Here is a 26712-nt window from a genome sequence, read left to right on the forward strand (position 1 = left end):
ATGCACAAATAAAGTGCGTTTTTGAGTAATTTTTAGCGAGGCTGTCTGAATGGAAAACCTGAGCAGCGCCGTGGAGACGCTTGTCCACGGCGCCAATACCCTGTTTATTCTCATGGGCGCCATCATGGTGCTGGCAATGCACGCCGGCTTTGCCTTTCTAGAGGTTGGCACCGTACGTCAGAAGAATCAGGTCAACGCACTCTCCAAGATCATCAGTGACTTTGCGATTTCCTGTCTGGCGTATTTCTTCGTGGGTTACTGGATAGCCTACGGTGCCAACTTTTTTACCGATGCTGCAACGCTGTCGGAAAATAACGGCTACGCGCTGGTCAAGTTCTTCTTTCTGATGACCTTCGCCGCTGCCATTCCGGCGATTATCTCTGGCGGTATTGCCGAGCGCGCCAAGTTTGCGCCTCAGTTGTGCGCGTCGCTATTGATCGTCGGCCTGGTGTACCCCTTCTTTGAGGGGATTGTCTGGAACGGTAATTACGGTTTTCAGGCCTGGTTGGAGGCCAGTTTTGGCGCGCCTTTCCACGACTTTGCCGGGTCTGTAGTGGTTCATGCGGTTGGCGGCTGGCTGGCGCTGGGTGCGGTCCTGCTATTGGGTGCGCGGCGCGGACGCTACCGTGAAGGGCACGTGGTCGCAATGCCGCCATCCAATATTCCCTTTTTGGCACTGGGGGCCTGGATTCTCTCGATCGGGTGGTTTGGCTTCAATGTCATGTCGGCACAAACGCTGGACGGCATCAGCGGCCTGGTAGCCGTTAATTCATTGATGGCCATGGTGGGCGGAACGCTGGCGGCCCTCGCAGTCGGCCGAGCAGACCCTGGCTTTATTCATAATGGTCCTTTGGCTGGCCTGGTAGCGGTGTGTGCCGGTTCTGATTTGATGCATCCGCTGGGCGCGCTGGCTACCGGGGTCGTGGCGGGCGGTCTGTTTGTCTGGACCTTTATTCTCACGCAGAACCGCTTCAAGATCGACGACGTGCTGGGTGTTTGGCCATTGCACGGTCTCTGCGGCGTGTGGGGTGGCCTGGCCGCGGGTATCTTCGGTCTGCAAGCCTTCGGTGGGCTGGGCGGTGTGAGTTTCGTGTCGCAGTTGCTGGGTAGCCTGGCTGGCGTCGTGGTGGCGTTGGTAGGTGGGCTGCTGGTGTACGGCGTGATCAAGGCGAGTGTAGGCATTCGCTTGAGCGAGGAGGACGAGTTCCAGGGCGCCGACCTGTCGATCCACAAGATTGGTGCTGTCTCGGAGGACTGATACTTGGGGCATACAAAAACCGGGCCAGGCCCGGTTTTTGTATGCCAGCAGCAGGCTTAGTCTTCCAATCCACCCATGGCAGTGATGTTGAAGCCACCGTCGACGTAGGTAATCTCGCCCGACATGCCGGACGCCAGATCGGAGCAGAGGAAGGCGCCAACGTTGCCGACTTCTTCGATGGTCACGTTGCGGCGTAGCGGTGTTTGTGCGGCATTGTGAGCCAGCATCTTGCGGAAGCTCTTGATGCCGGAGGCGGCGAGGGTGCGAATCGGACCAGCAGAGATCGCATTGACGCGGGTGCCTTCCGGGCCAAGGCTGGTAGCCAGGTAGCGTACACCGGCTTCCAGGCTGGCTTTGGCCATGCCCATGACGTTGTAGTTGGGCATGGTGCGCTCGGCGCCCAGATACGACAGCGTCAGCAGGCTGCCGTTGCGGCCCTTCATCATCTTACGGCCGGCCTTGGCCAGCGCTACGAAGCTGTAGGCGCTGATATCGTGGGCAATGCGAAAGCCTTCACGGGTGGTAACTTCGGCGAAGTTGCCATCGAGCTGATCGCCTGGAGCAAAGCCGACCGAGTGTACGATACAGTCCAGACCATCCCACTTCTTGCCCAGTTCGACGAAGACCTGTTCGATCTCGGCGTCGTCGGCTACGTCACAGGGGAAGCACAGCTCAGGACCCGAGCCCCAGCCGGCGGCAAATTCCTCGACCCGCGCCTTGAGCTTTTCGTTCTGGTAGGTGAAGGCCAGTTCAGCGCCTTCGCGGTGCATGGCGGCGGCAATGCCGGAGGCAATGGAGAGTTTGCTGGCGACGCCAACGATGAGTACACGCTTTCCGCTGAGAAATCCCATAGTGCTTTCCTGTTTCGTTACTGGGCCGTCGTGGCCTTGTTAAGGGTGTTGGGTATGGCAAAAGCCGCATCCAGCAACTGACGAGTATAGTCATGCTGCGGTGAGGCAAAAATCTCGTCTGCCGGCCCCTGTTCGACTACCTGCCCCTGGCGAATGACCATCAGTTGGTGACTGAGGACCTTTACCACCGCCAGATCGTGGCTGATAAACAAATAACTCAAATTGTACTTTTGCTGCAGATCGCGCAGCAGCTCCACTACCTGCCCCTGTACGGTCCGATCCAGCGCCGAGGTTGGCTCGTCCAGCAGGATCAGCTTTGGCTTCAACACCAGCGCCCGCGCGATGGAAACGCGTTGGCGTTGCCCACCGGAAAACTCGTGCGGGTAGCGGTGCCGGGTATCAGGGTTGAGCCCGACCTCCTGCAACGCCTGAATCACCATCTGCTCACGTTCTGCGGCGGTGCCGATGCGGTGAATCTCCAGCCCTTCGCTGATGATCTGGCCGATCGACATGCGCGGGCTGAGACTGCCAAAGGGGTCCTGAAAGACCACCTGAAACTCCCGCCGCAAAGGCCGCACCTCATTTTGGCTGAGGTTATCCAGCCGCTTGCCATTGCACTCGATAACGCCCTGGCTGTCGAGCAGCCGCAGCAGCGCCATACCCAGGGTTGTCTTGCCCGAACCGCTCTCACCGACAATGCCGAGTGTTTGCCCGGCTGGCAGGCTGAAGCTGATATCGGTAACCGCCTTGACGTGATCCACAGTGCGCTTGAGCACGCCTTTTTTGATCGGGAACCAGACGCGCAGATTTTCCGCACGCAGAATCTCTTCTGCTCCCGGCTGCACAGGCACCGGCTCCCCACTGGGGTCGGCGGCCAGCAACTGCCGGGTGTACTCGTGCTGTGGCGCCCCGAACAATGTGGTGCAATCGTTCTCTTCGACGACGCGACCCTGATACATGACACATACCCGGTGCGCAATTTTGCGTACCAGGTTGAGGTCGTGGCTGATCAGCAGCAGCGCCATGCCCAATTTTTGCTGCAGCTCCTTGAGTAGATCGAGGATCTTCAGCTGTACCGTCACATCCAGCGCGGTGGTCGGCTCGTCGGCGATCAGCAGCTCGGGTTCATTGGCCAGCGCCATGGCGATCATTACGCGCTGGCGTTGTCCGCCAGACAGCTCATGGGGGTATGAGGCCAGGCGCTTTTCCGGTTCGGGTATGCCGACCAAACCTAGCAGTTCTAGCGTGCGGGCGCGGGCTTCCTTCTTGTTCAGGCCCTTGTGCAGGGCCAGCACCTCGTTAATTTGCCGCTCCACGGTGTGCAGTGGGTTGAGTGAGCTCATGGGCTCCTGAAAGATCATCGAGATGCGATTGCCGCGCACCTTGCGCAGACTCTTTTCATCGGCTTTCAGCAGGTCCTGGCCAGCGTAGAATATCTCGCCGCTGGGATGGCTGGCCGCAGGGTAGGGCAGCAGGCGCAGAATCGAGTGCGCGGTGACCGATTTGCCCGAGCCGCTTTCACCCACCAGAGCCAGGGTCTGGCCTGAGCGGATATCGAAACTAACGTTGTGCACTGCAGTGACCTGCTCTTTGCCCTGATTAAAGGCGACGCTCAGATTGCGGATGCTGATCAATGGGGTGTCGGTCATCTCATTTCCTTGGATCGAAGGCGTCACGCAGGGCCTCGCCGATGAAGACCAGCAGACTCAACATGAGAGACAGCACAACGAAAGCGGTGAGCCCTAGCCACGGGGCCTGTAGGTTGGCCTTACCCTGGGCGATGAGCTCACCCAGTGAGGGCGAACCCGGTGGCAGGCCAAAGCCCAGAAAGTCCAGCGAGGTCAGGGTGATCACGCCGCCGGTCAGAATGAACGGGAAGAAGGTGAGCGTAGCCACCATGGCGTTGGGCAGAATGTGGCGGAACATGATCACGCTGTTGCTGGCGCCGAGCGCTCGTGCCGCGCGCACGTACTCGAGGTTACGGCCACGCAGGAACTCGGCGCGCACCACATCCACCAGCGACATCCACGAAAACAGCAGCATGATACCGAGCAACCACCAGAAATTGGGTTGCACGAAGCTGGCCAGAATGATCAGCAGATAGAGTACCGGCAGGCCGGACCAGACCTCGATGAAGCGTTGCCCGATCAAGTCGATTCGTCCGCCGTAGAAGCCCTGAATGGCACCGGCGATGACACCGATAATCGAGCTGAAGATAGTCAGCGTCAGGGCAAAGAGGACGGAAATGCGGAAGCCGTAGATGACCCGTGACATCACATCGCGGGCCTGATCGTCGGTGCCCAGCCAGTTGTCGGCAGAAGGGGGAGCCGGGGCGGGGACATCCAGATCGTAGTTAATGGTGCCGTAGTGATAGGGGATGGGCGGCCAGAGCATCCAGCCGTCGCCTTCTTCTTCAATCAGCTGCTGGATGTAAGGGCTGCGATAGTCCGCCTCGATGGGGAAGTCGCCACCGAAGGCGGTCTCCGGGTAGCGCTCGAACACCGGGAAGAACAGCTCGCCCTGATAGCCCACGGCAAGGGGCTTGTCGTTGGCTATCAACTCGGCACCCAGGCTGAGTACAAAGAGCAGCATAAAGATGTGCAGCGACCACCAGCCGCGCTTGTTGGCACGAAAGCGCGCAAAGCGGCGTTGATTGAGCGGGGACAGTTTGATCAGTTGCATGCTCAACCCTCCCTGCTGTCAAAGTCGATGCGCGGGTCCACCAGGGTGTAGGTGATATCACCGATCAGTTTCACTACCAGACCCAGCAGGGTGAAAATGAACAGGGTGCCGAACATGACCGGGTAATCGCGATTGATGGCTGCCTCGAAGCCCAGCAGCCCCAGCCCGTCCAGCGAGAAGATCACCTCGATCAGCAATGAGCCGGTGAAAAAGATACTGATCAAAGCCGAAGGAAAGCCGGCAATGATCAGCAGCATGGCGTTGCGGAATACGTGGCCATAGAGCACGCGGCTTTCGGTCAACCCCTTGGCCCTTGCCGTAGTCACGTACTGTTTGCCGATCTCATCCAGAAAGCAGTTTTTGGTCAGCATGGTCAGGGTGGCGAAACTGCCGACTACCATGGCAAAGATCGGCAGTACCATGTGCCAGAAGTAGTCGCCGATCTGCTCCCAGGTACTCATTTGGTCAAAATTGTTGGAGGTCAGTCCACGCAACGGGAACCAATCCAGATAGCTGCCGCCGGCAAAGAGCACAATCAGCAGGATGGCCAGCAGGAAGCCGGGAATCGCGTAACCGACAATGATCAGCGAGCTGGTCCAGATATCGAACGCCGAGCCGTGTTTGATGGCCTTGCGAATGCCCAGGGGAATGGATATCAGGTAGGTGATGAGCGTCGTCCATAGGCCAAGCGAGATGGAGACTGGCATCTTCTCGAGAATGAGGTCAGTCACTTTGGCATCGCGGAAGAAACTGTCGCCGAAGTCGAACTGCAGATAGCCCTTGATCATCAGCCAGAAACGCTCATGCGCGGGCTTGTCAAAGCCGTACATCTTCTCGATTTCCTTGATGATGTCGGGGTCCAGGCCCTGCGCGCCGCGGTAGTTGCCGCCGCTGGCGACTTCACCACCGCCGCCGGAGACGCGGCTGGTCGCGCTGCCCTCAAAACCTTCGAGGTTGGCAATCATCTGCTCCACCGGGCCACCCGGGGCCGCCTGAATGATCAGAAAGTTGATCAGCAGGATGCCGAACAGGGTGGGGATGATCAGCAGCAGGCGGCGAACAATATAAGCCAGCATGCTTATTCGTCCTCGCTGACGGGCGTGGTCACGGCAGGTACTTCATCGCTGGGAATCGGGTTGTCGGCCTTGGCCGGATCGACCCACCAGGTGAACAGACCAAGGTCATACTTGGGCGAGACGGCCGGGTGGGCAAACTTGTCCCAGTAGGCGACGCGGTAGACGTTGGTGTACCAGTTGGGTACCACCAGGTGCTTGGCGCGTAGTGCGCGATCCAGCGCGCGAGTATGGGTCACCAGCGACTCTCGGGTATCGGCCTTGATCAAGCCTTCAACCAGGGCGTCAACGGCTGGGTCCTTCAGGCCCATCAGGTTGCGGCTGCCGGGGTTGTCGGCGCTTGACGAGTGCCAGTACTCACGTTGCTCGTTACCGGGTGAGTTGGATTGGCCAAAGCCGCTGACGATCATGTCGAAATCGCGCGAACGCAGGCGATTGATGTATTGCGATACATCTACCCGGCGCAGGGTCATGTTGATGCCCAGGGATGCCAGATTGCGTTTGAACGGTAATAGCACGCGTTCGAACTCAGCCTGCACCAGGAGAAACTCGAAGGTCAGCGGTTCGCCCTTGGCATTCACTAGTTGGTCATCAACAATCTTCCAGCCGGCGTCCTGCAGCAACGCATAGGCCTCGCGCATCTGTTCGCGCACGCTGCCGCTGCCATCGGTTTTCGGTGGCACATAGGCCGGGCCGAAGGTGGCTTTGGGCAGTTGTTCGCGTAGCGGGATCAGCAGCTCCAGCTCGGCGGCGTCTGGCTCGCCGGTGGCAGCCAGCTCGGAGTTGTCAAAATAGCTGGCAGTGCGGGTGTAGGCATTGTGAAATAGCTTGGTGTTGGCCCATTCAAAATCGAACAGCAGGCTGATGGCCTCGCGCACGCGCTCATCTTCGAAATAAGGTTTGCGCAGATTGAACACAAAGCCCTGCATACCCTGGGTATTGTTGTTGGGGATTTCTTCCTTGATGATCCGGCCGGCGCTCAAGGCCGGGCTTTCATAGCCGATGGCCCAGTTCTTCGCTGCCAGCTCCTTGTTGAAGTCGAACTGTCCGGCCTTGAAGGCCTCCAGGGTGACGCTGCCGTCGCGGTAATAATCGGTGATCACGCGGTCGAAGTTGTTGAAGCCGCGCTGTACTGGCAAGTCGGCAGCCCAGTAGTCAGGGTCGCGCTTGAAGGTGATGCTGCGGCCTGGCCGCACCTGGTCTATCCGATAGGGGCCGCTGCCGAGGGGCACATCGAGCGAGCCCTTGGTAAAGTCGCGACCCTCCCAGTAGTGTTTTGGCAGCACCGGAAGCTGGCCCAATACCAGTGGCAACTCGCGGTTGTTGCCGTGATGAAAGCGGAAAATGACGGTCTGCGGATCTTCGGCAACCACTTCTTTGACGTCGCCGTAATAGGCGCGGTAGAAGGGCGCGCCATCGCTGATCAGGGTGTTGAACGTAAACACCACGTCGTCGGCGGTGATCTGCTCGCCATCATGAAATTTTGCCTCGGGGCGCAGGTGAAAACGCACCCAGGTGCCGTCCTCGGCTTTTTCCATGCTGCGCGCGATCAGCCCGTACTCAGTGAAAGGTTCATCCAGGGCGTGAAAGGTCAGGGTGTCGTAAATCAGCCCGAGGTTATCTGCCGCTGTGCCGCGGCTGATATAGGGGTTGAGCGAGTCAAAGCCACCAAAGCCGGCCAGCCGCAGGGTGCCGCCCTTGGGCGCGTCCGGGTTGACGTAGTCGAAGTGCTGAAAGTCGGCTGCGTATTTGGGCGCTTCATCGTATAGGGTCAGGGCGTGGTGCGATTCTGTTGGCTCGGCCAGGGCCATAGCGGTGTAACAGGTGAGCAGCGCCAAGCAGGCGGATTTCAGCGAGAGATGCATTCAGCGACCTTGTTCTTCTAGTGTGTTGCAGGTTCCTTCCACCAACTGCGGATCAGCAGCGAATAGGGTGGTATATCGGGCGTCTGCAGCCAATTGCGGTAGGCGATGCGATGGTAGTTTATATACCAGTTCGGAATTGTATAGTGATTCCACAGCAGTACCCTGTCCAAGGCCCGCGTCGCCGCGACCTGCTGGCTGCGGTTGGTGGCGCCGCTCAATTTGTCGATCAGGTCGTCCACGACCGGATTGTCTATTCCCGCGTAGTTGCGGCTGCCCTTGACGTTACGCTGGCTGGAATGGAAATAACCGAACTGCTCCAGCCCTGGCGACAGGCCCTGCGGCAAGGTGGCCAGAATCATGTCGTAATCGAACTGGTCCAGCCGTGCCTTGTACTGCGCGCGGTCAACGGTGCGAATCTGCATGTCGATGCCCAGTCGCGCCAGGTTGGCGCGATAAGGCTGCAGGATACGTTCCAGGCTGGAGTTCACCAGCAAGACTTCAAAGCTCAACGGCTTGCCGTCGGCATTCTCCAGACGCCCGCCACGCAGCTGCCAGCCGGCCTTGTCGAACAGCTCTACCGCATCGCGCAGGGTTTCACGCGGAATCCCCCGGCCATCGGTGACAGGTAGACTGAACGGCTGCAAGAAGAGTTCCGGCGGCAGCTCGTCGCGGTGGGGCGACAAATACAGAAATTCCTGGCCGCCTGGAACGCCGGTGGCAGTAAACGGACTGTTGGGATAAAAGCTTAAAGAGCGTTGATATGCTCCATAAAAGAGCACCCGGTTGGACCACTCGAAATCGAACAGCATGCCCAGTGCCTTGCGCAGCTGCAGATTATCGAAGGGGCGGCGGCGGGTGTTGAAAAACAGCGCCTGGGTAGAGCTGGGGATTTCATGGGCGATCGCGCGCTTGAGCACGTCGCCATTGTTGACCGCCGGGAAGTCGTAAGCATTGGCCCAGTTGCTGGCTTTGTGGTCGATGTAGATATCGAACTCGCCGGCCTTGAATGCCTCAAAGGCCACGCTGTTATCCCGATAGAACTCGACTTCCATGCGATCGAGGTTGTACTTGCCCCGGTTGATTGGCAAGTCGGCTCCCCAATAATCCTTTACCCGCTCATAAACCAGGCTGCGGCCAGGGTCGACCTTGGTGATGCGATAGGGGCCGCTGTTGAGCCCTGGCTGGAAGGTGGTTTCAGTGAATTCGCGGTTAGCCCAGTAGTGTTCCGGCAGTACCGGCAGCTCGCCCAGGCGCAGTATCAGCAGGCTGTTGTTGGGCCGTGAAAAGATAAAGCGGATGCGCCGTTCCCCCAGAATGTCGATGCGGTCTATGTCCTGCAGCATCGAGCGGTAGTTGGGATGCCCCTTTTCCTTGAGCAGGCGGTAACTGAAGGCGACGTCCTTGGCAGTGACGGGAGTGCCGTCATGAAAGCGTGCCTCCGGGCGCAGATTAAAAACCACCCAGCTGCGGTTATCGGCAAACTCGATTGTTTCTGCGATCAGCCCGTAGGCCGAGTAGGGTTCATCACCCGATGGGTCGTAGATACCGCTGCCGGCCATCAGCGGCTCGTTCAACTCATTGATGCCAAACTGTGCAAAGTCGCCCGTGTTGATCGGGCTGGTGCCCTTGAGGGTATAGGGGTTCAGCGTATCGAAGGTGCCGGAACCCATGACGCGCAGGGTGCCGCCCTTGGGCGCCTCCGGATTCACGTAATCCAGGTGTTTGAAGTTTTCGGGGTATTTGGGCAGGCCGTAGAGTGCGTAGCCGTGCTGGGTGTGCACTGCAGCGGCGGCGGGCAGAGTCATCAGCCAGCAGAGCAACAGGGCAAGCAGGGTAGTAGGGCGAAACTGCAGCGTCATGAATACCTGCGCGGAATAAAGCCAGCGGGCGAGCGCACGGCGAAATCGCCGTACGTCGTCAATTGCTGCCAACGCTATCATTCCCGCCGGGCGGACGGAAGGGCCTGCGTCGCAATCAGGGCACGAACAGGGTGAGCTGCTGGCCGGGCTGCAGATAACGCTCCAGTTTGTTCCAGCTGCGAATCTTGTCGACCTGGACGTTAAAGCGTGCGGCAATAGTCGAGAGGGAGTCACCCGAGCGCACGGTATAGGTCACGCTGCGATTATCCGGAGTGGGGTTGCCGGGCAGCATCAGGGTAGAGCCAACGCTTAGGGCGTTGCCGCTCAGGTCGTTGTAGCGCTTGATGTGATTGACGGTGGTGCCGTGCGCGCGAGCGATGCTCCACAGGCTGTCGCCGGGTTTGATGCGGTAGCTCAGTGCGGCATTGGAGGCCAGAGCCTGCGCCGGGGTTGGCAGGGTGATTGGCTGGTCGCCGAATTGCGGCAGCATCAGTGTCTGACCGACGCGCAGCAGGTTGCCGTTGATATCGTTGGCATCCCGGATAACGCCAACCGAGAGCTGATAGCGGCGCGCGATCTGGGACAGCGTGTCGCCGCGGCGGACCTGATAGCGCTGGTAATTGACGCGCTGATCATCCGGCAGCTCAGCCAGTGCCTGGGCAAACTGGTCTGCCTGCTCGATCGGAATCAGTAGTTGGTACTCGCCCTGAGGGGCCGTGACACGCTGGTTGAATGCCGGGTTGAGACTCAGCAGTTCTTCGGTGGGTATGTCTGCCAGTTCAGCGACCTTGTACAGATCGATCTGCTGATCCACGGTAATTTCGGCAAAGTAGGGTTCGTTAGCCAGTTCAGGCAGGTGCGTGCCATAGGTGGTCGGGCTGTCGATGATCTGCGCCAACGCCAGGAGCTTGGGCACGTAATTCATGGTCTCGCGCGGCAGCTGCAGGTTCCAGTAGTCGGTAGGCAGGCCCAGCGCTTCGTTGCGTTTTACGGCACGGCCAACGCAGCCTTCACCGCAATTGTAGGCTGCGAGCGCCAGCAGCCAGTCGCCATCGAAGTAGTCGTGCAGCAGGTTCAGATAGTCGAGTGCAGCCTGGGTCGAGGCGGTAACATCACGCCGACCGTCGTACCACCAGTCCTGGCGTAGCGAGAAGTTGCGGCCAGTTGAGGGGATAAACTGCCACAGACCGGCGGCCTTGGCGCTCGACAGCGCCTGCGGGTTGTAGGCGCTTTCGATAAAGGGCAGCAGCGCAAGCTCTTGTGGCATGTCACGCTCTTCGAGTTGCTGTACTACATAGTAGATGTAGCGCTGCGCGCGCGGAGTGGCGAGCTCGAAGTAGCGGGTCTGACTGGCGAAGGAGAGGCGTTGCTGGTCAATGCGGGGGTTGTCGATCAAGGCGGGATCAAGCATGAATCCATCGCGGATTCGACCCCAGAGGGTGGCAGGTGTTTGTGGTTCGACGTGGAGGACGGAATTGACCGGGCGGATCGGTTGCTGCGCTGGCAGTGTCTGCTGCCATTGTCGCTCTGGCGTCTGGCCAAGGGCGCGGTAATCCGACTGCTCAGTGGTCTGACAGCCGGTCAGTGCGAGTACCCCTGCCAGGGTGCCCAGCACCAGTGATCTGGGCAAGATGGCAACTACCGAATAACGCATATACGCCCCCACAAAATGAGGGTGATTTTATGGAGTCACTCTGGTGGGGTCAAGGCGCGTTTGGGCTAGAAGCTGTCCTTCCATGCTCGCACCGCTGCGAAGGTCTCTACGCCGGGGCTTAGCGGCTTGCCTGCCTGGGCGCTGGCGGCGCGGATCACGGCGTCGCAATCTGCCCTTAAAAAGGGATTGGTGCGACGCTCCAGCGCCAAGTCGGTGGGCAGTGTCATGCGGCTGGCAGCACGCAGTTCCTGAACGACCTCAAGGCGCACCTTGATGTCGTTATTCTCAGGCTCGACGGCGTGGGCAAACGTCAGGTTGGCCTGGGTGTATTCGTGGGCGCAGTAAACGCGAGTTTCGGCGGGTAGCGCCGCCAGCTTGCTGAGTGAGGTATGCATCTGCTCGGGGGTGCCCTCGAACAGGCGACCACAACCACCGGCAAACAGGGTGTCGCCACTGAGCAACCAAGGATCGCCGGCGTTCTCGCAGTAATAGGCTATGTGGCCTAAGGTGTGGCCGGGGACCGCAATAACCTGCAGGGTAAGGCCAAACAGCTTGACACTGTCGCCGTCGCCAAGCGCTTGATCGCGGGCTGGAATCTTCTCGGCGGCAGGCCCCCAGACGCGGCAGCCGGTGCCGGCTTTGAGCGCGGCAACGCCGCCGACGTGGTCGGGATGATGATGGGTGATCAGTATGTCACTGAGCCGGTATTCGGGGTGCTTGCCCAGCCAGTTGATGACCGGCTTGGCGTCGCCGGGGTCAACTACCGCAACGCGCTCGCCATCGTCGGCCAGGAGCAGCCAGATGTAATTGTCGTTGAATGCCGGTAGCGCAATAAATGTGGACATGACGGACCTATTCCTTAATCTGTAGAGTCATCTTAACCAACTCAGCGTCTGCGCCAACCCCTTTGTGGAGAATCCATGGCCCGTCAGCAACCCTCTCGTTCCATCAGTCAGGCCGATCTGCTGCGTCTGCTGCACGAGGCGCGCGGTTGGCTGGGTTCGGCGGCGGGGCAGATGCTGCTCGATGCCGAGCGCAACGCCCAGCGTTTGGCGCTGCCACAATGCTTCGGACAGCACTTGGTGCAGTACGGTTTGGCGCCGGAGATGCTGGACCCTGATGAAAAAGTCATGCGGCATCATTGGCATCTGGATATGGAGTGCCGGGCAGGGACCCTGGCAGTAGAGGAGGCGCGTTGGCCCTTTGCACCACAGACGCTGGATACCGTGGTATTGCATCACGGGCTGGATTTCAGCCTGTCGCCGCAGACCCTGCTGCGTGAGGCCAGCCAAACGGTGCGGGCCGGCGGTCATCTGTTGATTTTTGGATTCAACCCGGTGAGCACCTGGGGGGCGCCGCATTACTTCGGCCAGAGTTGGTTGGGGCAGGCCGGCTTTGTCCGCCCCGGGCGGCTGATCGATTGGCTGGAATTGCTTGGCTTTGCAGTGGAGAAACGGCTGGATGGGTGCTATCGTCCGCCGCTCAAATCGCCTGCCTGGTTGCAACGCCTGGCCTTTATTGAAGGTCTGGGCCAGCAGCGTCTGCTGCCTGGCGGCGGATTTTATTGTCTGCTGGCACGCCGGCAGATGTTCGGCGCGCTGCCGCAACGTCAGCGTGGCATGTCCTTTCCGGCGTTGACCCTGCCGCCGCTGGCAGCCGGTACCCGGCGTACGCATAAACGAGATAGGCAATGACCCAACCCATAGAGATTTTTACCGATGGCGCCTGCAAGGGAAATCCGGGCCCAGGTGGCTGGGGCGCGCTGTTGCGCCTGGGCGAAAACGAAAAGAGCTTGTACGGCGGTGAGCTGAATACCACCAACAACCGCATGGAGCTGCTGGCCGCCATTCGTGGATTGGAGGCGCTAAAGCGGCCCGCCAGCGTGGTACTCACTACCGACTCACAGTATGTGATGAAGGGTATCTGCGAGTGGATGCCGAACTGGAAGAAGCGCGGCTGGAAAACCGCCAGCAAGCAGCCGGTCAAGAACGCCGATCTCTGGCAGCAGCTGGATGAATTGGTATGTCAGCATCAGGTGGAGTGGCGCTGGGTGCGCGGTCATACCGGCCACCGTGAAAACGAGATCGCTGATGAGCTGGCCAATCTGGGCGTGCAGCATGTGCTCAGCGAGAAGAAGAAGAGGGGATGATGCATGCGTGAAGTGGTGCTGGATACCGAAACCACGGGTATTGAACACAAAGAAGGCCACCGGATCATTGAAATCGGTTGCGTCGAGGTCGTTGATCGCCGTCTGACGGGTCGTCATTACCACGTTTATATCAACCCGCAGCGTGAGATCGACGAAGGCGCCCAGGCGGTGCACGGTATTTCCAGCGAATTTCTCGCCGATAAGCCGTTGTTTGCCGATATCGCCGATGATTTCATGAACTTCATCACCGGCGCGCGACTGGTCATCCACAACGCGGCGTTCGATGTGGGCTTCATCGACAGCGAACTGGATCGGCTGGGCAGGGGCCACGGTGTGGTCGCCGACCATTGCGGTGTGCTCGATACGCTGCTTATGGCGCGCGAAAAGCATCCAGGGCAGCGCAACAGCCTGGATGCTCTATGCAAGCGCTATGGCGTCGACAACTCGCAGCGCGATCTGCATGGCGCCTTGCTAGATGCCGAGATTCTGGCCGACGTCTATTTGCTAATGACCGGCGGTCAGACTGCCCTGTCGCTGGCAGCCAATGGCAAGGGCAACGAGGATGGCAGTGATTCGGCCAGCAGTATCCGCCGCCTGGATCCGGCTATGCGCGCTGGCCTGCAGGTGTTACGCGCGAGCGAGGAAGAGTTGGCTGGCCACGAGGAGCGTTTGGCAGCGATTGAAAAAGCGGCCGGGTTCGCGTTGTGGAAGGGCGCCGCTGCCGCTGAGTAGGCACGCTCAATAAAAAAGGCCGGTGGCGTCATCGCCATCGGCCTTTTTTATTGGCTGGTTAGCTAGATCCAGAGCGTAACGGCCAGCAGACCGACGCCACCCAGTACTAGCGTATAAGGCAGTGCCATGACCACCATGCGGCCGTAGGATAGTCGCACCAGTGGCGCAATCGCAGAGGTCAGCAGGAATAGGAACGCTGCCTGGCCGTTGGGCGTAGCGACGCTGGGCAGGTTGGTGCCGGTGTTGATGGCGATGGCCAGGCGGTCGAACTGCTCGCGACTGATAGCCCCACTGTCGAGGCTTTCCTTGACCTCGGAAATGTACACAGTAGCGACAAACACGTTATCGCTGATCATCGACAGAATGCCGTTGGCGAGGAAGAACATGCTCGGTTGGCTTTCCGGCGGTAGCGCCAGTACGGCGTGGATGATCGGGCTGAACAGATGCTGCTCGTGGATTACCGCGACAATGGCAAAGAACACCACCAGCAAAGAGGTGAAAGGCAGCGCCTCCTGAAACGACTTGCCGATCTGATGCTCGTCGATAATGCCATTGAACGAGGTAATCAGGATGATCACCATCAGGCCGATAAAGCCCACCTCTGCCAGGTGAAAGGCCAGGCCCAGGACCAGCAGCAAGGCTGCCAGTGCCTGCACCAGCAATGCGGCTTTTTGCGGCGCCTTGCGTTTGGCCTGTTCGGCGGCAGCAAACTCTTCCAGCACGTGGCGTACCGGGCGTGGCAAGCGCGCGCCGTAGCCGAACCAGCCGGTTTTCTCTAGCACCAGGCAGGTCAGCAGCCCCGCCGCCAGCACCGGCATGCTGACCGGCGCCATCAATAGAAAGAACTCAATGAAGTCCCAACCCGCTACGCCAGCAATCAGCAGATTCTGCGGCTCGCCCACCAGTGTGCACACGCCACCCAGTGCGGTACCCACTGCGCCATGCATCAGCAGGCTGCGCAGGAAGGCGCGAAACTCCTCCAGATGTTCGCGGTGCAACGGATCTTCAACCGGGTTGCCGTCCTGAATATCGGTGCCGCCGCCGGTGGAGGCCACCTTGTGATAAACGCCGTAGAACCCCACTGCCACGCTGATGATGACTGCCGTCACGGTCAGCGCATCCAGGAAGGCCGAAAGCACGGCGGCAACCAGGCTGAATAGCAGCCCCAGCAGCGACTTGGAGCGCACACCAAGAATCAGTTTGGTGAAGGTCAGCAGCAACAGATCCTTCATGAAGTAAATGCCAGCCACCATGAACATCAGCAACAGGATGACCGGGAAGTTGCCCAGGACTTCCTTGTAAAGCGCCTCGGGTGAGGTCATGCCAATCAGCAGCGCCTCCATGGCCAGCAGCCCCCCAGGTAACAGCGGGTAGCACTTGAGGGCCATGGCAAGCGTAAAAATGAATTCCAGCACCAGAACCCAGCCGGTGATGTAAGGGCCAAACAGCCAAAGCAGCAGCGGGTTTATCAGTAGAAAGGCGACAATGGTGCGCTTGTACCAACCGGGCGCTTGGCCCAGAAAGTTATGCCCCAGTGCGGGAAGCATGGCGTCAGACATGATGAGGTTCCTGTCTCTGGTAATGAAAAAATACAGGCACGGCGTCCTGCGTCTGCTGTGGGTGCCGTCCGTGGTAGCCGTCTGGCTTGTCATTGGGGCTTGGCGATAGTACCGGAATGCTCTCAGGAATAAAGTAGTCCAAGGTACAACCTATGCGCATTTTCAGTACCTTGGGTCATATTCTTCAGTGATTGGTTATGGTGTTCTGCTTTTAGCTTGATATAGTCATGCAAATAACAAGGGCGTTCGTACGGCGCATTTGCCGGCTGCCTGTTGATTTTGCTGACATAAGAAGAAGGTTGAATATGCCTGAATTCAAGACATTGCTGGTCGAGCAGACCGGCAAAGTGGTTCACATTCGTATCAATCGCCCGGAAAAGATCAACGCGATGAACCGCGACTTCTGGGCTGAAATGATCGACGTATTCGGTTGGGTCGATCAGACCGACAGCATTCGTTGCGCGATCATTTCCGGCGCAGGCAAGCACTTCTCTGCCGGTATTGATCTGACCATGTTGGGTGAGGCATCTAGTCAGTCAAGCATGGATATCGCGCGCAAGGCGGAGACCATCCGGCGTCACGTGTTGCACCTTCAGCACTCTTTCAATGTGATAGATCACTGCCGTAAGCCGGTCATTGCGGCAGTTCACGGTTATTGCATCGGCGGTGCGATCGATTTGATCAGCGCTTGCGACATGCGTTACTGCACCGAGGACGCGCACTTCTCCATCAAGGAAATCGACATGGGCATGGCTGCCGATGTGGGCACCCTGCAACGATTGCCGCGTCTGATTGGCGATGGCATGATGCGAGAAATGGCCTATACCGGTCGTCCGGTGTACGGCGCAGAGGCGGCGCGCATTGGTCTGGCCAATCGTACCTTCAAGGATCATGACGCCTTGCTGAGCGGCGTGATGGAGGTGGCCCAGAGTATCGCTGCGAAGTCTCCGGTCGCCATTCGCGGCACCAAGGAAATGATTCGCTTCAGCCGTGATCACAGCGTTGAGGATGGACTCAATTACATTGCAACCTGGAATGCAGCGATGCTGCAGTCTGAAGACATGAAGATTGCGATGGCCGCGCATATGAGCAAGCAAACCCCCGAGTTTGCCGATTAAGCAGCTTCGGACGTACGCAGGGATGGTGGGAGACTGAATGCTATGTTAACCGGTACCACGTCACTAGATCTTGTCAGGGATGAACTCTTCACCAGCATGGGTGAAGTTGAGGACCTGCTGCAGCAGTTTCTTGACGATCGGCAAAACGGTCATCTGTTGCAGCAGTCGATCGAAGGCTTGCAGCAATTACGCGGTACCCTTGCGCTGATCGAACTCAAGGGCGCCGCCGAGCTGCTGGACGAAATGGTTGCGCTGGCGACCGATATTCCCACGCATGATGGCGATGAGCGCAACGAGCCCCTGTCGGCGTTGTGCGACGCGTTGTTTCTGCTCGAGCGCTATCTGGACCAAGCGCGGCAAAGTGGCCGTGAGCGACCGGAGTTGTTGCTGCCGACAATCAACCAGCTGCGCGCGCATCGCCCGGGCGTGCCAGCGCTACCGCAAAGTCATTTCTATCCGTTGCCGGTCGCCGGTCTGCCGGCAAACTTTCGCCCGGGCAGCCACGAGGTGATGGACACAAAGGTGTTCAACCGTTTGCGGCAGATGTACCAGCTAGGGCTGTTGGGTTTGATTCGGGACGACGGTCTGGCAGCAGCAACGCCATTGATGCAGCGCGCACTACAGCGTTTTGAAAGCTGCCTTGGTTCGCAAATCGCCACCTTGTGCTGGGTTGGGGGGGCGGCACTGGAAGCCATAGAGCAAACGCCTCTGGCGCTGACGGCCCCGCGTAAACGCCTGTTTTCCATGCTTGACCGCGAGATCAAGCGGGGGGCTCAGGGGGTTGGCGGCAGTGTCAATGCGCTGCTGTTACATGAACTGCTGTACCTGGTGGCGCTGGCGGATGGTAATTGTGGGCGCTGCGAGGCTGTGCGCAGCGCCTATCAACTGCCTGACCCCGGTTTCACCGAGCTGGAAATTCAGAATGCCTTTGGTCGCTTGCGCGGGCCAGGGGTGGATGTTATGCACTCAGTGGCTGAGGCGCTGCGTGAAGAAATTACTGCGATCAAGGATTTGCTTGACCTGCTGGCGCGCAATGCAGGGGATGCCGAGCAATCGCTTGAGACACTGTCTACGGGGCTTGAGCGTCTGTGGAAAACACTGAGCATGCTTGACCTCAAGGCAGAATCCAAGGCTATTCAGGGTGTTTGTGGGCAGGTTTCCGGTTGGAGCAGCGACGCTCCGCAATCGCTTGAAACCCTGGAGCACGTCGCCGATGCGGTTTTGCGCGCCGAAACGGCCGTGAATCATCTGGATGCGCACGGTGAAGAGGGTGAGGGTGGTAAGACCGGTGCCGATGGTTTCAGTGAGCCGCTGGAGCTAAAAGAGGCGCGCATTGTGCTGATCGAAGAGTCTCAGGCCGGCCTGGCACTGGCCAAGCGCGCCATCACTGCTTACATGGAGTCCGGGAACGACGCCATGCATCTGTTGAACGTACCGCCGTCACTGGAAACCGTACGAGGCGGGTTGGTATTCCTGGGCATGAGCCGCGCGGCCAGTATTATTCACATGGCGGCCAGCTTTATTCGCGAAACCATGCTTGAGCGCAAGCAGGTGCCCCAGGATCAGCAGCTTGAAGTGCTGGCCGATGCGCTGACCAGTGTCGAGTTCTATCTTGAGTCGGCCGAGCGTGCTGCGGTCGCCACTGGCGATGTCCTTACCCTGGCTGAAGAAAGCCTGGCGGAGTTGGGATATGCTGTTTCGGAGTCCAAGTCGTAATGAGGTCTTTTCGTCAGTTTGATCCGGCGGTCAGCCTGGAAGATCGCGGTTCTTCGGAAGCACTTGTCGTTGTTATCCATCAGAATCAGTTCGCCATGTACGATGGGCGACTGCTACACGATGCTGATCAGGCGATCTACTTTGGTGACACCGGCCACCGGCTGGCACTGGGGCTAGTGGATGGTCGGCCTTGCGAGCTGCTGTATCTGCAGGAGACGCTGGGCATGCCAGGGTTATCGTGGCATGGGCTGCGAAGCCTGATTGGTCAGATAGATGATCAGCTTTTCCGGCTGTTGGGGTTTTCTCAACAGCTTAATGCCTGGTATCAGACGCACCGGTTTTGCGGCAGTTGCGGGCAGGCCATGCAGTTGCGCCGCGATGAGCGCGCCATGGAGTGCCTGTCGTGCGAGCGTCGTGAATACCCAAAAATTGCACCCTGCATCATTGTGCTGATCACCCGTGGGGATGAGGTACTGCTGGCGCGATCACCGCATTTCCCACCGGGTTTCTTCAGTACGCTGGCCGGCTTTATCGAGCCGGGTGAGTCGGTAGAGCATTGTCTGCACCGCGAAGTGATGGAAGAGGTCAACCTGCAGGTTACCAATCTCCGCTATCTCGGCAGCCAGAACTGGCCGTTCCCCAACTCATTGATGCTCGGTTTTCACGCCGAGTACGCCGGTGGCGAAATCGTGCCGCAGCCCGGTGAAATAGAAGAGGCACATTGGTGGCCGGTAGACGGACTGCCGAGCATTCCGCCACGCGGCACCATTTCGCGCTGGCTGATCGACTGCTATCTGGCGCAACGGGAGGGGCTTGAGGCTCCTCCTGTGCCCGCCTGATCTGGTGCGGGAGTAGCAATGCAATATCTAGGGTTGGCAATACTCTTGGGCTGCGTGGCGGCGCTATTGGCACTACTGGCGTTGCGCTTCGGTTGGCGTTTATCGTGGTTTCCTGGCTGGCTGAAGGGCAACCTGCTGCTGGCGTTGATGGCGCTCGGTATTGTTGTAGGGCTGGCCGCATGGGACCTGCAACACTTTGCTGACATAGAGCCCAAGGCTGCAACCGTCGGTACGCTCAGCTTCAGCAAGATTGGTAATCAGCAATTTGAAGCGGTGCTCGATGGCTCACAGGGCAGTACAACTGTCCGTATCGCCGGTGACCTCTGGGAACTTGAAGCGGAAGTGCTCCGTTGGCACGGCCTGGGCAGTGCTTTGGGGTTGGAAGATGGCTACCGCTTGCATCGTTTGCTGGGACGCTACTTGGCACTGGAGCAGGAGCGAGACAGCACCGCCATCAGCAGTAGCCTGCTGCCCAACTTGCATAGTACGCCAGCATGGCGTGATCTCTGGGCTTGGGTGGACAGGGTAGAGGGGTATCGCCTGCTGGAGGCCGATGCCTTTGAAATTCGTTTTATTCCGTTGGTGGACGGTGCTCGCTTTTCTCTCGAACTCGGCCCGACCGGGCTCACCCCAGTGCCGCTGAATCCGGCCGCGAAGGCAGCGCTCAAGCGCTTCAACTGATCACCACTGCCGGCCTTGCGCCGGCAGTGGTCATTTCTTGCAGTATTAGCCGATTATGCCAGCATGCCGCCATCAACATTGATGGCAGTCCCGGTGGTGTAGCTGGAGGCGTCGCTCACAAGGTAAAGCACGGTGCCGGCCATCTCTGACGGGTCGGCCGCGCGGCGCAGCGGAATGCGCTGCAGTGCAGACTTCAGGATGCTGTCGTTAGTGGTCAAGGCAGAGGCAAATTTGGTGTCGGTCAGGCCAGGCAGTAGCGCGTTGCAACGGATGCCGAACTGCGCACATTCCTTGGCAAATACCTTGGTCTGATTGATCACCGCGGCTTTGGTAATCGAGTAGATGCCCTGCATATCGCCAGGCACCACGCCGTTCACGGAGGCTACGTTGAGGATGGCTCCACCACCGTTCTCACGCATCAGCTTGCCCGCTTCGACTGACATGAAGAAGTAGCCACGAATATTGACGTCGACCGTCTTCTGGAAGGCAGACAGGTCGGTATCCAGCACGTTGCCAAAGTAGGGGTTGGTTGCCGCATTGTTGACCAGGATGTCGAGCTTGCCAAACTGCTCACGGATGCTCGCCACTGTGTTAACGATCTGGTCCATTTCGCCGATGTGGCAGGCGAGGGCGCTGGCTTTTCCGCCAGCGGCGGTGATGGCATCGGCTACGGCCTGGCAGCCGTCGATCTTGCGGCTGGACACGATAACGTGCGCGCCCTGTTGGGCTAGCAGCTTGGCGATGGCTTCGCCGATACCACGGCTTGCGCCAGTGACCAGGGCTACCTTGCCATCGAGATCAAAAAGCTGGGTCTTTTGCATGGGTGTGATCCTTGTTGTGTACTGGCCGCAAAGGCCGTAAGAGCGGGTTCAACACTGCTGGCGTGTGGCCGACAGGCGCTGATGCAATGGGCTAATCTAATTCACCGCCATGCCCTGAACAAGGACGCTTGCGCTTAATCAGACTGGGTGTTGCAGCTAAATGGGTCTGGTCTATTACGCTATAGGCGGACAAAAAAAACCGGAGACAGGTCTCCGGTTATGCGTGCTGTGCAGATCAGGCCGGGAACAGCTCACCCAGCTTGAGTGCCAGCATCATGTCGCCTTCGGCGCGCAGCTTGCCAGACATGAATGCCTGCATACCGTCGGTCTCGCCGGTCATGACGCCAACCAGGGTGTCCTTGTCCATGATCAGGGTGACGTTGGGGTCTTCAGCGTTGCCTTGGGCCACGGCACAGGTGCCGTCCTTGACTGTTACGTTGAAGTTCTCGTCGTCTTCGATATTGAACTGGAAAACCAGATCCAGACCGGCGGCAGCGGCTGAGTTGAACTTGGTTTCCATCTTGCTGGTGATTTCTGCAACGCTAGTCATCTGTCGTTCCTTTGCTGGCTTGGGTGGACGGTACTTAATCGTATGTAAGTGTGCCGACCGGGTTATCTGTAGCTGACCCATTCGGACCGCTGATGGACATCCAGATGCGCCTGGCTGTTGAAAGCAGACAGGCTCAACTTGTCCTTACGGTATTGTAGACGGCTTACAGAGGTATTCACGATTTGCCAGTTCAGCTCGAACGCGCTGGTGGCCGGCATCTGCGTGATGAGTTGCAGGGCGGCGGTAATGGTGCCCCCTGAGGTAAAGATGGCGATATTTTTTCCGCTGCCGGTATTCTCGGCCATTACGCGGTTGAGGCCGGCAGCGACCTGCGCAACGAAGGCCGACCAGGGCGGGCAATCATTGCTGCCGCTTTCGTCGGTAATCCACAGGGTAATGGCACTGCTGAACACCCGCTGGAACTCCTTGCGGTGCTCGCCGGCGTTCTTGATGAAGTACTCGGCTTCAGGGATCTGCTCGATGACCTTGGGCAGATAGGTGCTGACGACCTGGTCTGAATGGTATTCGTTGAAGGCGGCATCAATGGTGATGGGTGTGTCAGGCTGTTGCATGGCGGTCAGCGCATGTCGGCCAGTGTCAATCTGGCGCTGCATTTCGCCAGCGTAAGCGCGATCAAAACGCAGGCCCTGTTGTTGATAGAACTCTCCGCACAAGCGCGATTGCTGCACGCCCAATGGTGATAGCACGTCATAGTTGGCAGCCCCAAGTGAGGCCTGGCCGTGTCTGATCAGGTAGATACTGCCCACATTATTCTGCCTTGTTTCGAACCTGCCCTGAGGTTATGGGGAGAGCGCCAAGGCTGTCAACATAAAATCATACGAGCGTTTGAATTTTGCTCTTCCGCTGATGTTCGCCGCCTGATTGCATCCTGTATGCTAGAGCCTGAACGAAATGTAAAGACACCCGTGTGGAGATGCCTGTGGAATGGTTTGATCAGTATTTCTTCTTTTTGGCCAAAGCCGTAACAGTGCTGGTTGTGGTGCTGTTGATTGTACTGGTCATTGCCGCCAGCAAGGACCGTACCCGGCGCAGCGAAGGCAGTCTGAGTGTTGTGCGCGTGAACGACAGATTCAGTCGTATGAGCGAGCGCCTCGGCAATGCCGTGCTGAGCAAGGCGGCTCGCAAGGCGCAGGAAAAACAGCGCAAGCAGGAAGCCAAGGCCAAGTCCAAGGAAGCGGATGGCGACGCCAAGGGGCGGCTTTATGTGCTTAACTTTCATGGCGACATCAAAGCCAGTGCGCTGGAGAACCTGCGCCATGAGGTGACTGCCGTGCTTGACCTGGCCCGGCCACAAGACGAAATTCTGGTGCGCCTGGAGAGTGGCGGTGGCATGGTACACGCCTATGGGCTGGCCGCGTCGCAGTTGGTGCGCATCCGGGATGCGGGTATCCCGCTGACAATTGCTGTCGACAAGGTGGCCGCTAGTGGTGGCTACATGATGGCCTGCATTGCCGATCGCATTCTAGTGGCACCTTTTGCCATGTTGGGCTCGATCGGCGTGGTGGCGCAGTTGCCCAACTTCAACCGTCTGCTGAAAAAGCACGATGTCGATTTTGAGATGCTCACCGCCGGCGAGTACAAACGCACCCTGACTGTGTTTGGCGAAAACAGCGACAAGGCACGGGAGAAGTTTCAGGAAGATCTTGAAAACATTCACCAGTTGTTCAAGCGGTTTGTATCGCGTTATCGACCCAGTCTGGATATCGAGGCCGTAGCCACCGGCGAAGTCTGGTTCGGCAGCGAAGCGCTCGACAAGCAGCTGGCTGATGAAGTGAAAACCAGTGACCAGTATCTGAGCGAGCGCGTGCGGCAAGCGGATGTATTCGAGCTCAACTACGAGCAGCGCAAGCGACTACAGGATCGTCTTGCCGGCGGCATGGCCAGCGCGGCAGATCGTCTGTTGCTCACCTGGGTCTCACGTTTCAACAATCAACGATTCTGGTAGGAGCGAGTTATGTCCGAGTTCAAGGCTTTGGTTGTCAGTGAAGAGGCGGGCAGCTATACCGCCACTGTCAGCAACCGTCATATTGATGACTTACCGGCGGGCGATGTGCTCATTCGTGTGCAGTACTCATCGCTCAACTTCAAGGATGCCCTCTCGGCCACTGGCAACAAGGGCGTCACTCGCAACTTCCCCCACACGCCGGGTATCGATGCTGCCGGTGTGGTCGAAGCCAGTTCTGTGGCCGAGCTGAGCGTCGGTGATGAGGTAATCGTTACCGGCTATGATCTGGGCATGAACACCGCTGGTGGTTTCGGGCAGTACATTCGTGTGCCGGCGGCGTGGGTGCTGAAGCGGCCCAAGGGGTTGTCGCTGCGTGAAAGCATGGTGCTGGGCACCGCCGGCTTGACGGCCGCGCTCTGTGTCGACAAGTTGGAGCAGGCTGGTTTGACTCCCGAGCAGGGGCCCGTGCTAGTGACCGGTGCCACCGGCGGGGTAGGCAGCATTGCCGTCGCACTGTTATCCAGTCTGGGTTATGAGGTGGCGGCGGCTACCGGCAAGGCATTGCAGGCCGACTTTCTGACTCGCCTTGGTGCTACTCAGATTGTTGATAGAACAGCGCTTGAGGTTGGCAAGGACAAGCCGATGCTGAAAGAGCAATGGGCTGGTGCGGTCGATACTGTGGGTGGTGAGATTCTATTCAATGTAGTGAAGGCGCTGCGCTACGGCGGCAGCGTGGCCTGTTGCGGTCTGACCGCTGGCGGACAGTTTCAGGGCAGTGTCTTCCCGTTCATTTTGCGTAACGTGAACCTGATGGGGGTCGATTCGGTCGAGCAGCCGCTGGTGGTAAAGGCCTCCATGTGGGATCGCCTGTCGGTACAGTGGAAGCTGGATTTGAGCGAGTTGGTGCAGGAGATCACGCTGGACGATCTGCCGGCCGAAATTGAGCGTATCCTCGGCGGCAAAATGGTTGGGCGAACCTTGGTCAACCTGGGTTGACCCCGCGCTGGAACATAAAAAAACCCGCTTAAGCGGGTTTTTTTATGTCGATCGATCAGGCCTGGCGACGACGAAACAGCGGCAAAGGCTGGTCGCTGGCGCTCTGATAGGTATTGGAGAAGTCATTGAAACTTTCCAGGGCCTCGATCGGGTCGCGGTCTTCACGCAGTGCGAAGGCGTCAAAGCCGCAGCGGCGCATGAAGAACAACTGGTCGCGCAGCACGTCACCAATGGCGCGTACCTCTCCCTGGTAGCCGTAGCGATCACGTAGCAGGCGTGCGTTGGAATAGTTGCGACCATCGCTGAACACGGGGAAGTTCAACGCCACGACCTGAAAGTGCTGAAGATCGCCGGCGATGGCTTCGACTTCCTCATCGCTGTCGAGCCACACGCCCAGGCCGCCATCGCGCGCCTTGAGGGCGTGTGCATGGTCGAGCCACAGGCCCAGCGGTACGATCAGATCTTCGCTGTTGGACAGGCCGTCTAGCGTGGCGTCCTTGGGTAGCAGGTGCCAGGTTTCGTCGATGATTTCGCCGTTCTTAATTAGCCGCTGCATAAACGCGCTCCTTGAAAGGTGCCATGCCGATACGCTGGAAGGTATCGAGGAACAGTTCTTCGGGGGTCCGGTTCTGGACGTAAACGTCAATCACCTTGCTGACCACGGAGGGCATTTCGTCGGCGGCGAAAGAAGGCCCAAGGATCTGGCCTATCGAGGCATCCCGGCCGCTGTTGCCGCCAAGTGACACCTGGTAGAACTCCTGACCTTTCTTGTCGACACCGAGCACGCCAATGTGGCCCACATGGTGGTGTCCGCAGGCGTTCATGCAGCCCGAGATGTTCAGGTCCAGATCACCGATGTCGTGTAGATAGTCCAGATCATCAAAGGTACGCTGGATGGCTTCGGCGATCGGAATCGATTTAGCGTTGGCCAAGGCGCAGAAATCACCACCGGGGCAGCAGATGATATCGGTCAGCAGACCGACGTTCGGGGTGGCGAAGCCGAGTTCCTTGCATTCCTGCCACAGGGCATAAAGATCACTTTGACGCACATCGGCCAGCACCAGGTTCTGCTGATGGGTTACGCGCAGCTCACCAAAGCTGTAACGCTCGGCTAGGTCAGCGGCAGCTTCCATCTGCTTGTCGGTGGCGTCACCCGGGGCGACCGCGGTGGGCTTGAGCGACAGGGTGACGGCCGCATAGCCTGGAACCTTGTGCGCCTGCAGGTTGCGCATGGCCCAGTTGTTGAAGCCTTTCTCATTATCGCGCTTGGCAAGGTAGCCGGCGTCATCGCCGGTAAAGCTTTTGTACTCGGGAGCGGTAAAGTGAGCAGCAACGCGCTGTACTTCCTGCTCTGTCAGGGTGGTGTCGGTGTCTTTGGTGTGCGCCCACTCGGCATTGACCTTCTCGGCAAATACCTCAGGGGTCAGCGCCTTGACCAGAATCTTGATACGCGCCTTGTACTTGTTGTCGCGGCGGCCGTAGCGGTTATACACACGCAAAATGGCGTCGAGATAGGTCAACAGGTGCTGCCAAGGCAAGAAGTCGCAAATCTGCGAGCCGACGATGGGCGTGCGGCCCAGGCCGCCGCCAACCAGCACACGGAAGCCGATTTCGCCTGCCTCGTTCTTGATCACGTTCAGGCCGATGTCGTGTACGCCAATGGCAGCGCGGTCCTGTTCTGCGCCGTTAACGGCGATCTTGAACTTGCGCGGCAGGAAGGCGAACTCGGGGTGGAAAGTCGACCACTGACGAATGATTTCACACCAGGGGCGCGGGTCCACCAGTTCGTCGGCTGCGACGCCGGCAAACTGATCGGTCGTAGTGTTGCGGATGCAGTTGCCGCTGGTTTGGATGGCGTGCATCTGGACTTCTGCCAGATGAGCGAGAATCTCGGGTACGTTTTCCAGTTCTGGCCAGTTGAATTGCACATTCTGGCGCGTGCTGAAGTGCGCATACCCCTTGTCGTACTGGCGGGCAATAAAGGCCAGTTTGCGCATCTGCTTGGCAGACACCAAGCCATAGGGGATGGCAACTCGCAGCATGGGTGCGTAGCGCTGCACGTAGAGACCGTTCTGCAGGCGTAGGGGCAGGAACTCACCCTCGCTCAATTCGCCGGCGAGATAACGGCGGGTCTGATCGCGGAACTGCTTAACGCGGTCCTCAACGATCTGCTGATCATATTCGTCGTAGATGTACATACAGAAACCTGTGCTTGGAGCGCTGTTGGCCCCTTAACTAGTTATGTCCCTTCAGGCTCGGGCGGGGCAGACAATAGCAGTTTTTGAATATGCACAAAAGGAATGTTTATCTATATCTTTAGATTGTTTTTGCACATATTGGGCG

Annotated in this window: 24 protein-coding genes; 10 read left to right on the plus strand and 14 right to left on the minus strand. The window is 58.7% G+C overall.

All coding sequences use genetic code 11. The features are described 5' to 3' along the window. The first annotated feature begins 49 nt into the window (after nucleotides 1-49). A complete protein-coding gene (locus tag V7747_RS02925; protein ID WP_335614568.1) occupies nucleotides 50-1258 on the plus strand; it encodes an ammonium transporter in 1209 nt (402 codons plus the stop codon). Nucleotides 1259-1314: 56 nt separating this feature from the next. Here V7747_RS02925 and fabI read toward each other — a convergent pair whose 3' ends face one another. From fabI to gloB, 8 genes are all read right to left on the minus strand, one after another. Next, on the minus strand, nucleotides 1315-2109 hold the full coding sequence (gene fabI / locus V7747_RS02930) for an enoyl-ACP reductase FabI (protein WP_335614569.1): 795 nt from the start codon (nucleotides 2107-2109) through the stop codon (nucleotides 1315-1317). A gap of 17 nt (nucleotides 2110-2126) precedes the next feature. After that, nucleotides 2127-3758 (minus strand): ABC transporter ATP-binding protein, encoded by a 1632-nt coding sequence (locus V7747_RS02935; RefSeq protein ID WP_335614570.1) that lies wholly within the window; start codon nucleotides 3756-3758, stop codon nucleotides 2127-2129. A 1-nt stretch (nucleotide 3759) separates the two neighbouring features. After that, the gene (locus V7747_RS02940; protein ID WP_335614884.1) at nucleotides 3760-4782 is read right to left on the minus strand and encodes an ABC transporter permease; all 1023 of its coding nucleotides are present in this window, start codon (nucleotides 4780-4782) and stop codon (nucleotides 3760-3762) included. Between the two features lie 11 nt (nucleotides 4783-4793). Then, the gene (locus V7747_RS02945) at nucleotides 4794-5867 is read right to left on the minus strand and encodes a microcin C ABC transporter permease YejB (RefSeq protein WP_335614571.1); all 1074 of its coding nucleotides are present in this window, start codon (nucleotides 5865-5867) and stop codon (nucleotides 4794-4796) included. A 2-nt stretch (nucleotides 5868-5869) separates the two neighbouring features. Then, entirely contained in the window at nucleotides 5870-7729 is a 1860-nt protein-coding gene (locus tag V7747_RS02950) for an extracellular solute-binding protein (RefSeq protein WP_442909171.1), read from the minus strand. A gap of 17 nt (nucleotides 7730-7746) precedes the next feature. Next, nucleotides 7747-9588: an extracellular solute-binding protein gene (locus V7747_RS02955; protein ID WP_335614886.1), complete on the minus strand. Its 1842-nt coding sequence runs from the start codon at nucleotides 9586-9588 to the stop codon at nucleotides 7747-7749. Nucleotides 9589-9703: 115 nt separating this feature from the next. Beyond that, nucleotides 9704-11242, minus strand: coding sequence for a lytic transglycosylase (locus V7747_RS02960; RefSeq protein ID WP_335614572.1), 1539 nt, complete (start codon nucleotides 11240-11242; stop codon nucleotides 9704-9706). Nucleotides 11243-11307: 65 nt separating this feature from the next. Next, nucleotides 11308-12087 carry a hydroxyacylglutathione hydrolase gene (gene gloB / locus V7747_RS02965; protein WP_335614573.1) on the minus strand — a complete coding sequence of 260 codons (780 nt, stop codon included), beginning with the start codon at nucleotides 12085-12087 and terminating at the stop codon, nucleotides 11308-11310. Nucleotides 12088-12162: 75 nt separating this feature from the next. Here gloB and V7747_RS02970 point away from each other — a divergent pair, with 75 nt between their 5' ends. Genes V7747_RS02970 through dnaQ form a run of 3 tightly spaced genes read left to right on the plus strand, consistent with a single transcriptional unit; the run spans nucleotide 12163 to nucleotide 14123 of the window. Beyond that, a complete protein-coding gene (locus tag V7747_RS02970; protein WP_335614574.1) occupies nucleotides 12163-12936 on the plus strand; it encodes a methyltransferase domain-containing protein in 774 nt (257 codons plus the stop codon). Then, the gene (gene rnhA, locus V7747_RS02975) at nucleotides 12933-13391 is read left to right on the plus strand and encodes a ribonuclease HI (protein WP_335614575.1); all 459 of its coding nucleotides are present in this window, start codon (nucleotides 12933-12935) and stop codon (nucleotides 13389-13391) included. Before V7747_RS02970 ends, rnhA begins: the two co-directional genes overlap by 4 nt. Nucleotides 13392-13394: 3 nt before the next feature. Next, nucleotides 13395-14123, plus strand: coding sequence for a DNA polymerase III subunit epsilon (gene dnaQ / locus V7747_RS02980; protein ID WP_335614576.1), 729 nt, complete (start codon nucleotides 13395-13397; stop codon nucleotides 14121-14123). Nucleotides 14124-14185: 62 nt separating this feature from the next. On the opposite strand, the gene nhaB is transcribed toward dnaQ, so the two are convergent. Continuing rightward, on the minus strand, nucleotides 14186-15682 hold the full coding sequence (gene nhaB / locus V7747_RS02985; protein WP_335614577.1) for a sodium/proton antiporter NhaB: 1497 nt from the start codon (nucleotides 15680-15682) through the stop codon (nucleotides 14186-14188). Between the two features lie 305 nt (nucleotides 15683-15987). Here nhaB and V7747_RS02990 point away from each other — a divergent pair, with 305 nt between their 5' ends. The 4 genes from V7747_RS02990 (at nucleotide 15988) to V7747_RS03005 (ending at nucleotide 20036) form a co-directional block, all read left to right on the plus strand. Then, nucleotides 15988-16800 carry a crotonase/enoyl-CoA hydratase family protein gene (locus V7747_RS02990; protein WP_335614578.1) on the plus strand — a complete coding sequence of 271 codons (813 nt, stop codon included), beginning with the start codon at nucleotides 15988-15990 and terminating at the stop codon, nucleotides 16798-16800. A 96-nt stretch (nucleotides 16801-16896) separates the two neighbouring features. Beyond that, a complete protein-coding gene (locus V7747_RS02995) occupies nucleotides 16897-18516 on the plus strand; it encodes a ferrous iron transporter B (RefSeq protein WP_335614579.1) in 1620 nt (539 codons plus the stop codon). After that, nucleotides 18516-19355, plus strand: coding sequence for an NAD(+) diphosphatase (nudC, locus tag V7747_RS03000; RefSeq protein WP_335614580.1), 840 nt, complete (start codon nucleotides 18516-18518; stop codon nucleotides 19353-19355). Before V7747_RS02995 ends, nudC begins: the two co-directional genes overlap by 1 nt. 18 nt (nucleotides 19356-19373) lie before the next feature. Next, on the plus strand, nucleotides 19374-20036 hold the full coding sequence (locus V7747_RS03005) for a hypothetical protein (protein ID WP_335614581.1): 663 nt from the start codon (nucleotides 19374-19376) through the stop codon (nucleotides 20034-20036). A gap of 53 nt (nucleotides 20037-20089) precedes the next feature. Here V7747_RS03005 and V7747_RS03010 read toward each other — a convergent pair whose 3' ends face one another. The 3 genes from V7747_RS03010 to V7747_RS03020 all read right to left on the minus strand — a co-directional run bounded on the left by V7747_RS03010 (nucleotide 20090) and on the right by V7747_RS03020 (nucleotide 22174). Continuing rightward, on the minus strand, nucleotides 20090-20857 hold the full coding sequence (locus V7747_RS03010) for an SDR family oxidoreductase (RefSeq protein WP_335614582.1): 768 nt from the start codon (nucleotides 20855-20857) through the stop codon (nucleotides 20090-20092). 235 nt (nucleotides 20858-21092) lie between these two features. Beyond that, nucleotides 21093-21407, minus strand: coding sequence for an SCP2 sterol-binding domain-containing protein (locus V7747_RS03015; protein WP_092284537.1), 315 nt, complete (start codon nucleotides 21405-21407; stop codon nucleotides 21093-21095). A gap of 62 nt (nucleotides 21408-21469) precedes the next feature. After that, complete coding sequence (locus V7747_RS03020; protein WP_335614583.1) at nucleotides 21470-22174, minus strand: histidine phosphatase family protein; 705 nt, start codon at nucleotides 22172-22174, stop codon at nucleotides 21470-21472. 173 nt (nucleotides 22175-22347) lie between these two features. On the opposite strand from V7747_RS03020, the gene sohB reads away from it, so the two are divergent. Next, the gene (gene sohB / locus V7747_RS03025) at nucleotides 22348-23373 is read left to right on the plus strand and encodes a protease SohB (protein ID WP_335614584.1); all 1026 of its coding nucleotides are present in this window, start codon (nucleotides 22348-22350) and stop codon (nucleotides 23371-23373) included. A 9-nt stretch (nucleotides 23374-23382) separates the two neighbouring features. Next, complete coding sequence (locus V7747_RS03030; protein WP_335614585.1) at nucleotides 23383-24369, plus strand: YhdH/YhfP family quinone oxidoreductase; 987 nt, start codon at nucleotides 23383-23385, stop codon at nucleotides 24367-24369. A gap of 55 nt (nucleotides 24370-24424) precedes the next feature. On the opposite strand, the gene V7747_RS03035 is transcribed toward V7747_RS03030, so the two are convergent. Continuing rightward, on the minus strand, nucleotides 24425-24925 hold the full coding sequence (locus V7747_RS03035) for a DUF934 domain-containing protein (RefSeq protein WP_335614586.1): 501 nt from the start codon (nucleotides 24923-24925) through the stop codon (nucleotides 24425-24427). After that, nucleotides 24909-26567, minus strand: coding sequence for a nitrite/sulfite reductase (locus tag V7747_RS03040; RefSeq protein ID WP_335614587.1), 1659 nt, complete (start codon nucleotides 26565-26567; stop codon nucleotides 24909-24911). Before V7747_RS03040 ends, V7747_RS03035 begins: the two co-directional genes overlap by 17 nt. Nucleotides 26568-26712 lie beyond the last annotated feature (145 nt).

The organism is Halopseudomonas sp., from assembly GCF_036960865.1.
Classification (GTDB): Bacteria; Pseudomonadota; Gammaproteobacteria; order Pseudomonadales; family Pseudomonadaceae; genus Halopseudomonas.

Coding starts and splice junctions, on each gene's coding strand:
- V7747_RS02945 (WP_335614571.1), bottom strand. CDS start 5,867: ATGCTGGCTTATATTGTTCGCCGCCTGCTGCTGATCATCCCCACCCTG.
- V7747_RS02950 (WP_442909171.1), bottom strand. CDS start 7,729: ATGCATCTCTCGCTGAAATCCGCCTGCTTGGCGCTGCTCACCTGTTAC.
- V7747_RS02935 (WP_335614570.1), bottom strand. CDS start 3,758: ATGACCGACACCCCATTGATCAGCATCCGCAATCTGAGCGTCGCCTTT.
- V7747_RS02960 (WP_335614572.1), bottom strand. CDS start 11,242: ATGCGTTATTCGGTAGTTGCCATCTTGCCCAGATCACTGGTGCTGGGC.
- V7747_RS02990 (WP_335614578.1), top strand. CDS start 15,988: ATGCCTGAATTCAAGACATTGCTGGTCGAGCAGACCGGCAAAGTGGTT.
- gloB (WP_335614573.1), bottom strand. CDS start 12,087: ATGTCCACATTTATTGCGCTACCGGCATTCAACGACAATTACATCTGG.
- V7747_RS02970 (WP_335614574.1), top strand. CDS start 12,163: ATGGCCCGTCAGCAACCCTCTCGTTCCATCAGTCAGGCCGATCTGCTG.
- V7747_RS03015 (WP_092284537.1), bottom strand. CDS start 21,407: ATGACTAGCGTTGCAGAAATCACCAGCAAGATGGAAACCAAGTTCAAC.
- V7747_RS03010 (WP_335614582.1), bottom strand. CDS start 20,857: ATGCAAAAGACCCAGCTTTTTGATCTCGATGGCAAGGTAGCCCTGGTC.
- dnaQ (WP_335614576.1), top strand. CDS start 13,395: ATGCGTGAAGTGGTGCTGGATACCGAAACCACGGGTATTGAACACAAA.
- V7747_RS02925 (WP_335614568.1), top strand. CDS start 50: ATGGAAAACCTGAGCAGCGCCGTGGAGACGCTTGTCCACGGCGCCAAT.
- V7747_RS03040 (WP_335614587.1), bottom strand. CDS start 26,567: ATGTACATCTACGACGAATATGATCAGCAGATCGTTGAGGACCGCGTT.
- V7747_RS03005 (WP_335614581.1), top strand. CDS start 19,374: ATGCAATATCTAGGGTTGGCAATACTCTTGGGCTGCGTGGCGGCGCTA.
- rnhA (WP_335614575.1), top strand. CDS start 12,933: ATGACCCAACCCATAGAGATTTTTACCGATGGCGCCTGCAAGGGAAAT.
- nudC (WP_335614580.1), top strand. CDS start 18,516: ATGAGGTCTTTTCGTCAGTTTGATCCGGCGGTCAGCCTGGAAGATCGC.
- V7747_RS02955 (WP_335614886.1), bottom strand. CDS start 9,588: ATGACGCTGCAGTTTCGCCCTACTACCCTGCTTGCCCTGTTGCTCTGC.
- nhaB (WP_335614577.1), bottom strand. CDS start 15,682: ATGTCTGACGCCATGCTTCCCGCACTGGGGCATAACTTTCTGGGCCAA.
- V7747_RS03035 (WP_335614586.1), bottom strand. CDS start 24,925: ATGCAGCGGCTAATTAAGAACGGCGAAATCATCGACGAAACCTGGCAC.
- V7747_RS03030 (WP_335614585.1), top strand. CDS start 23,383: ATGTCCGAGTTCAAGGCTTTGGTTGTCAGTGAAGAGGCGGGCAGCTAT.
- V7747_RS02995 (WP_335614579.1), top strand. CDS start 16,897: ATGGGTGAAGTTGAGGACCTGCTGCAGCAGTTTCTTGACGATCGGCAA.
- fabI (WP_335614569.1), bottom strand. CDS start 2,109: ATGGGATTTCTCAGCGGAAAGCGTGTACTCATCGTTGGCGTCGCCAGC.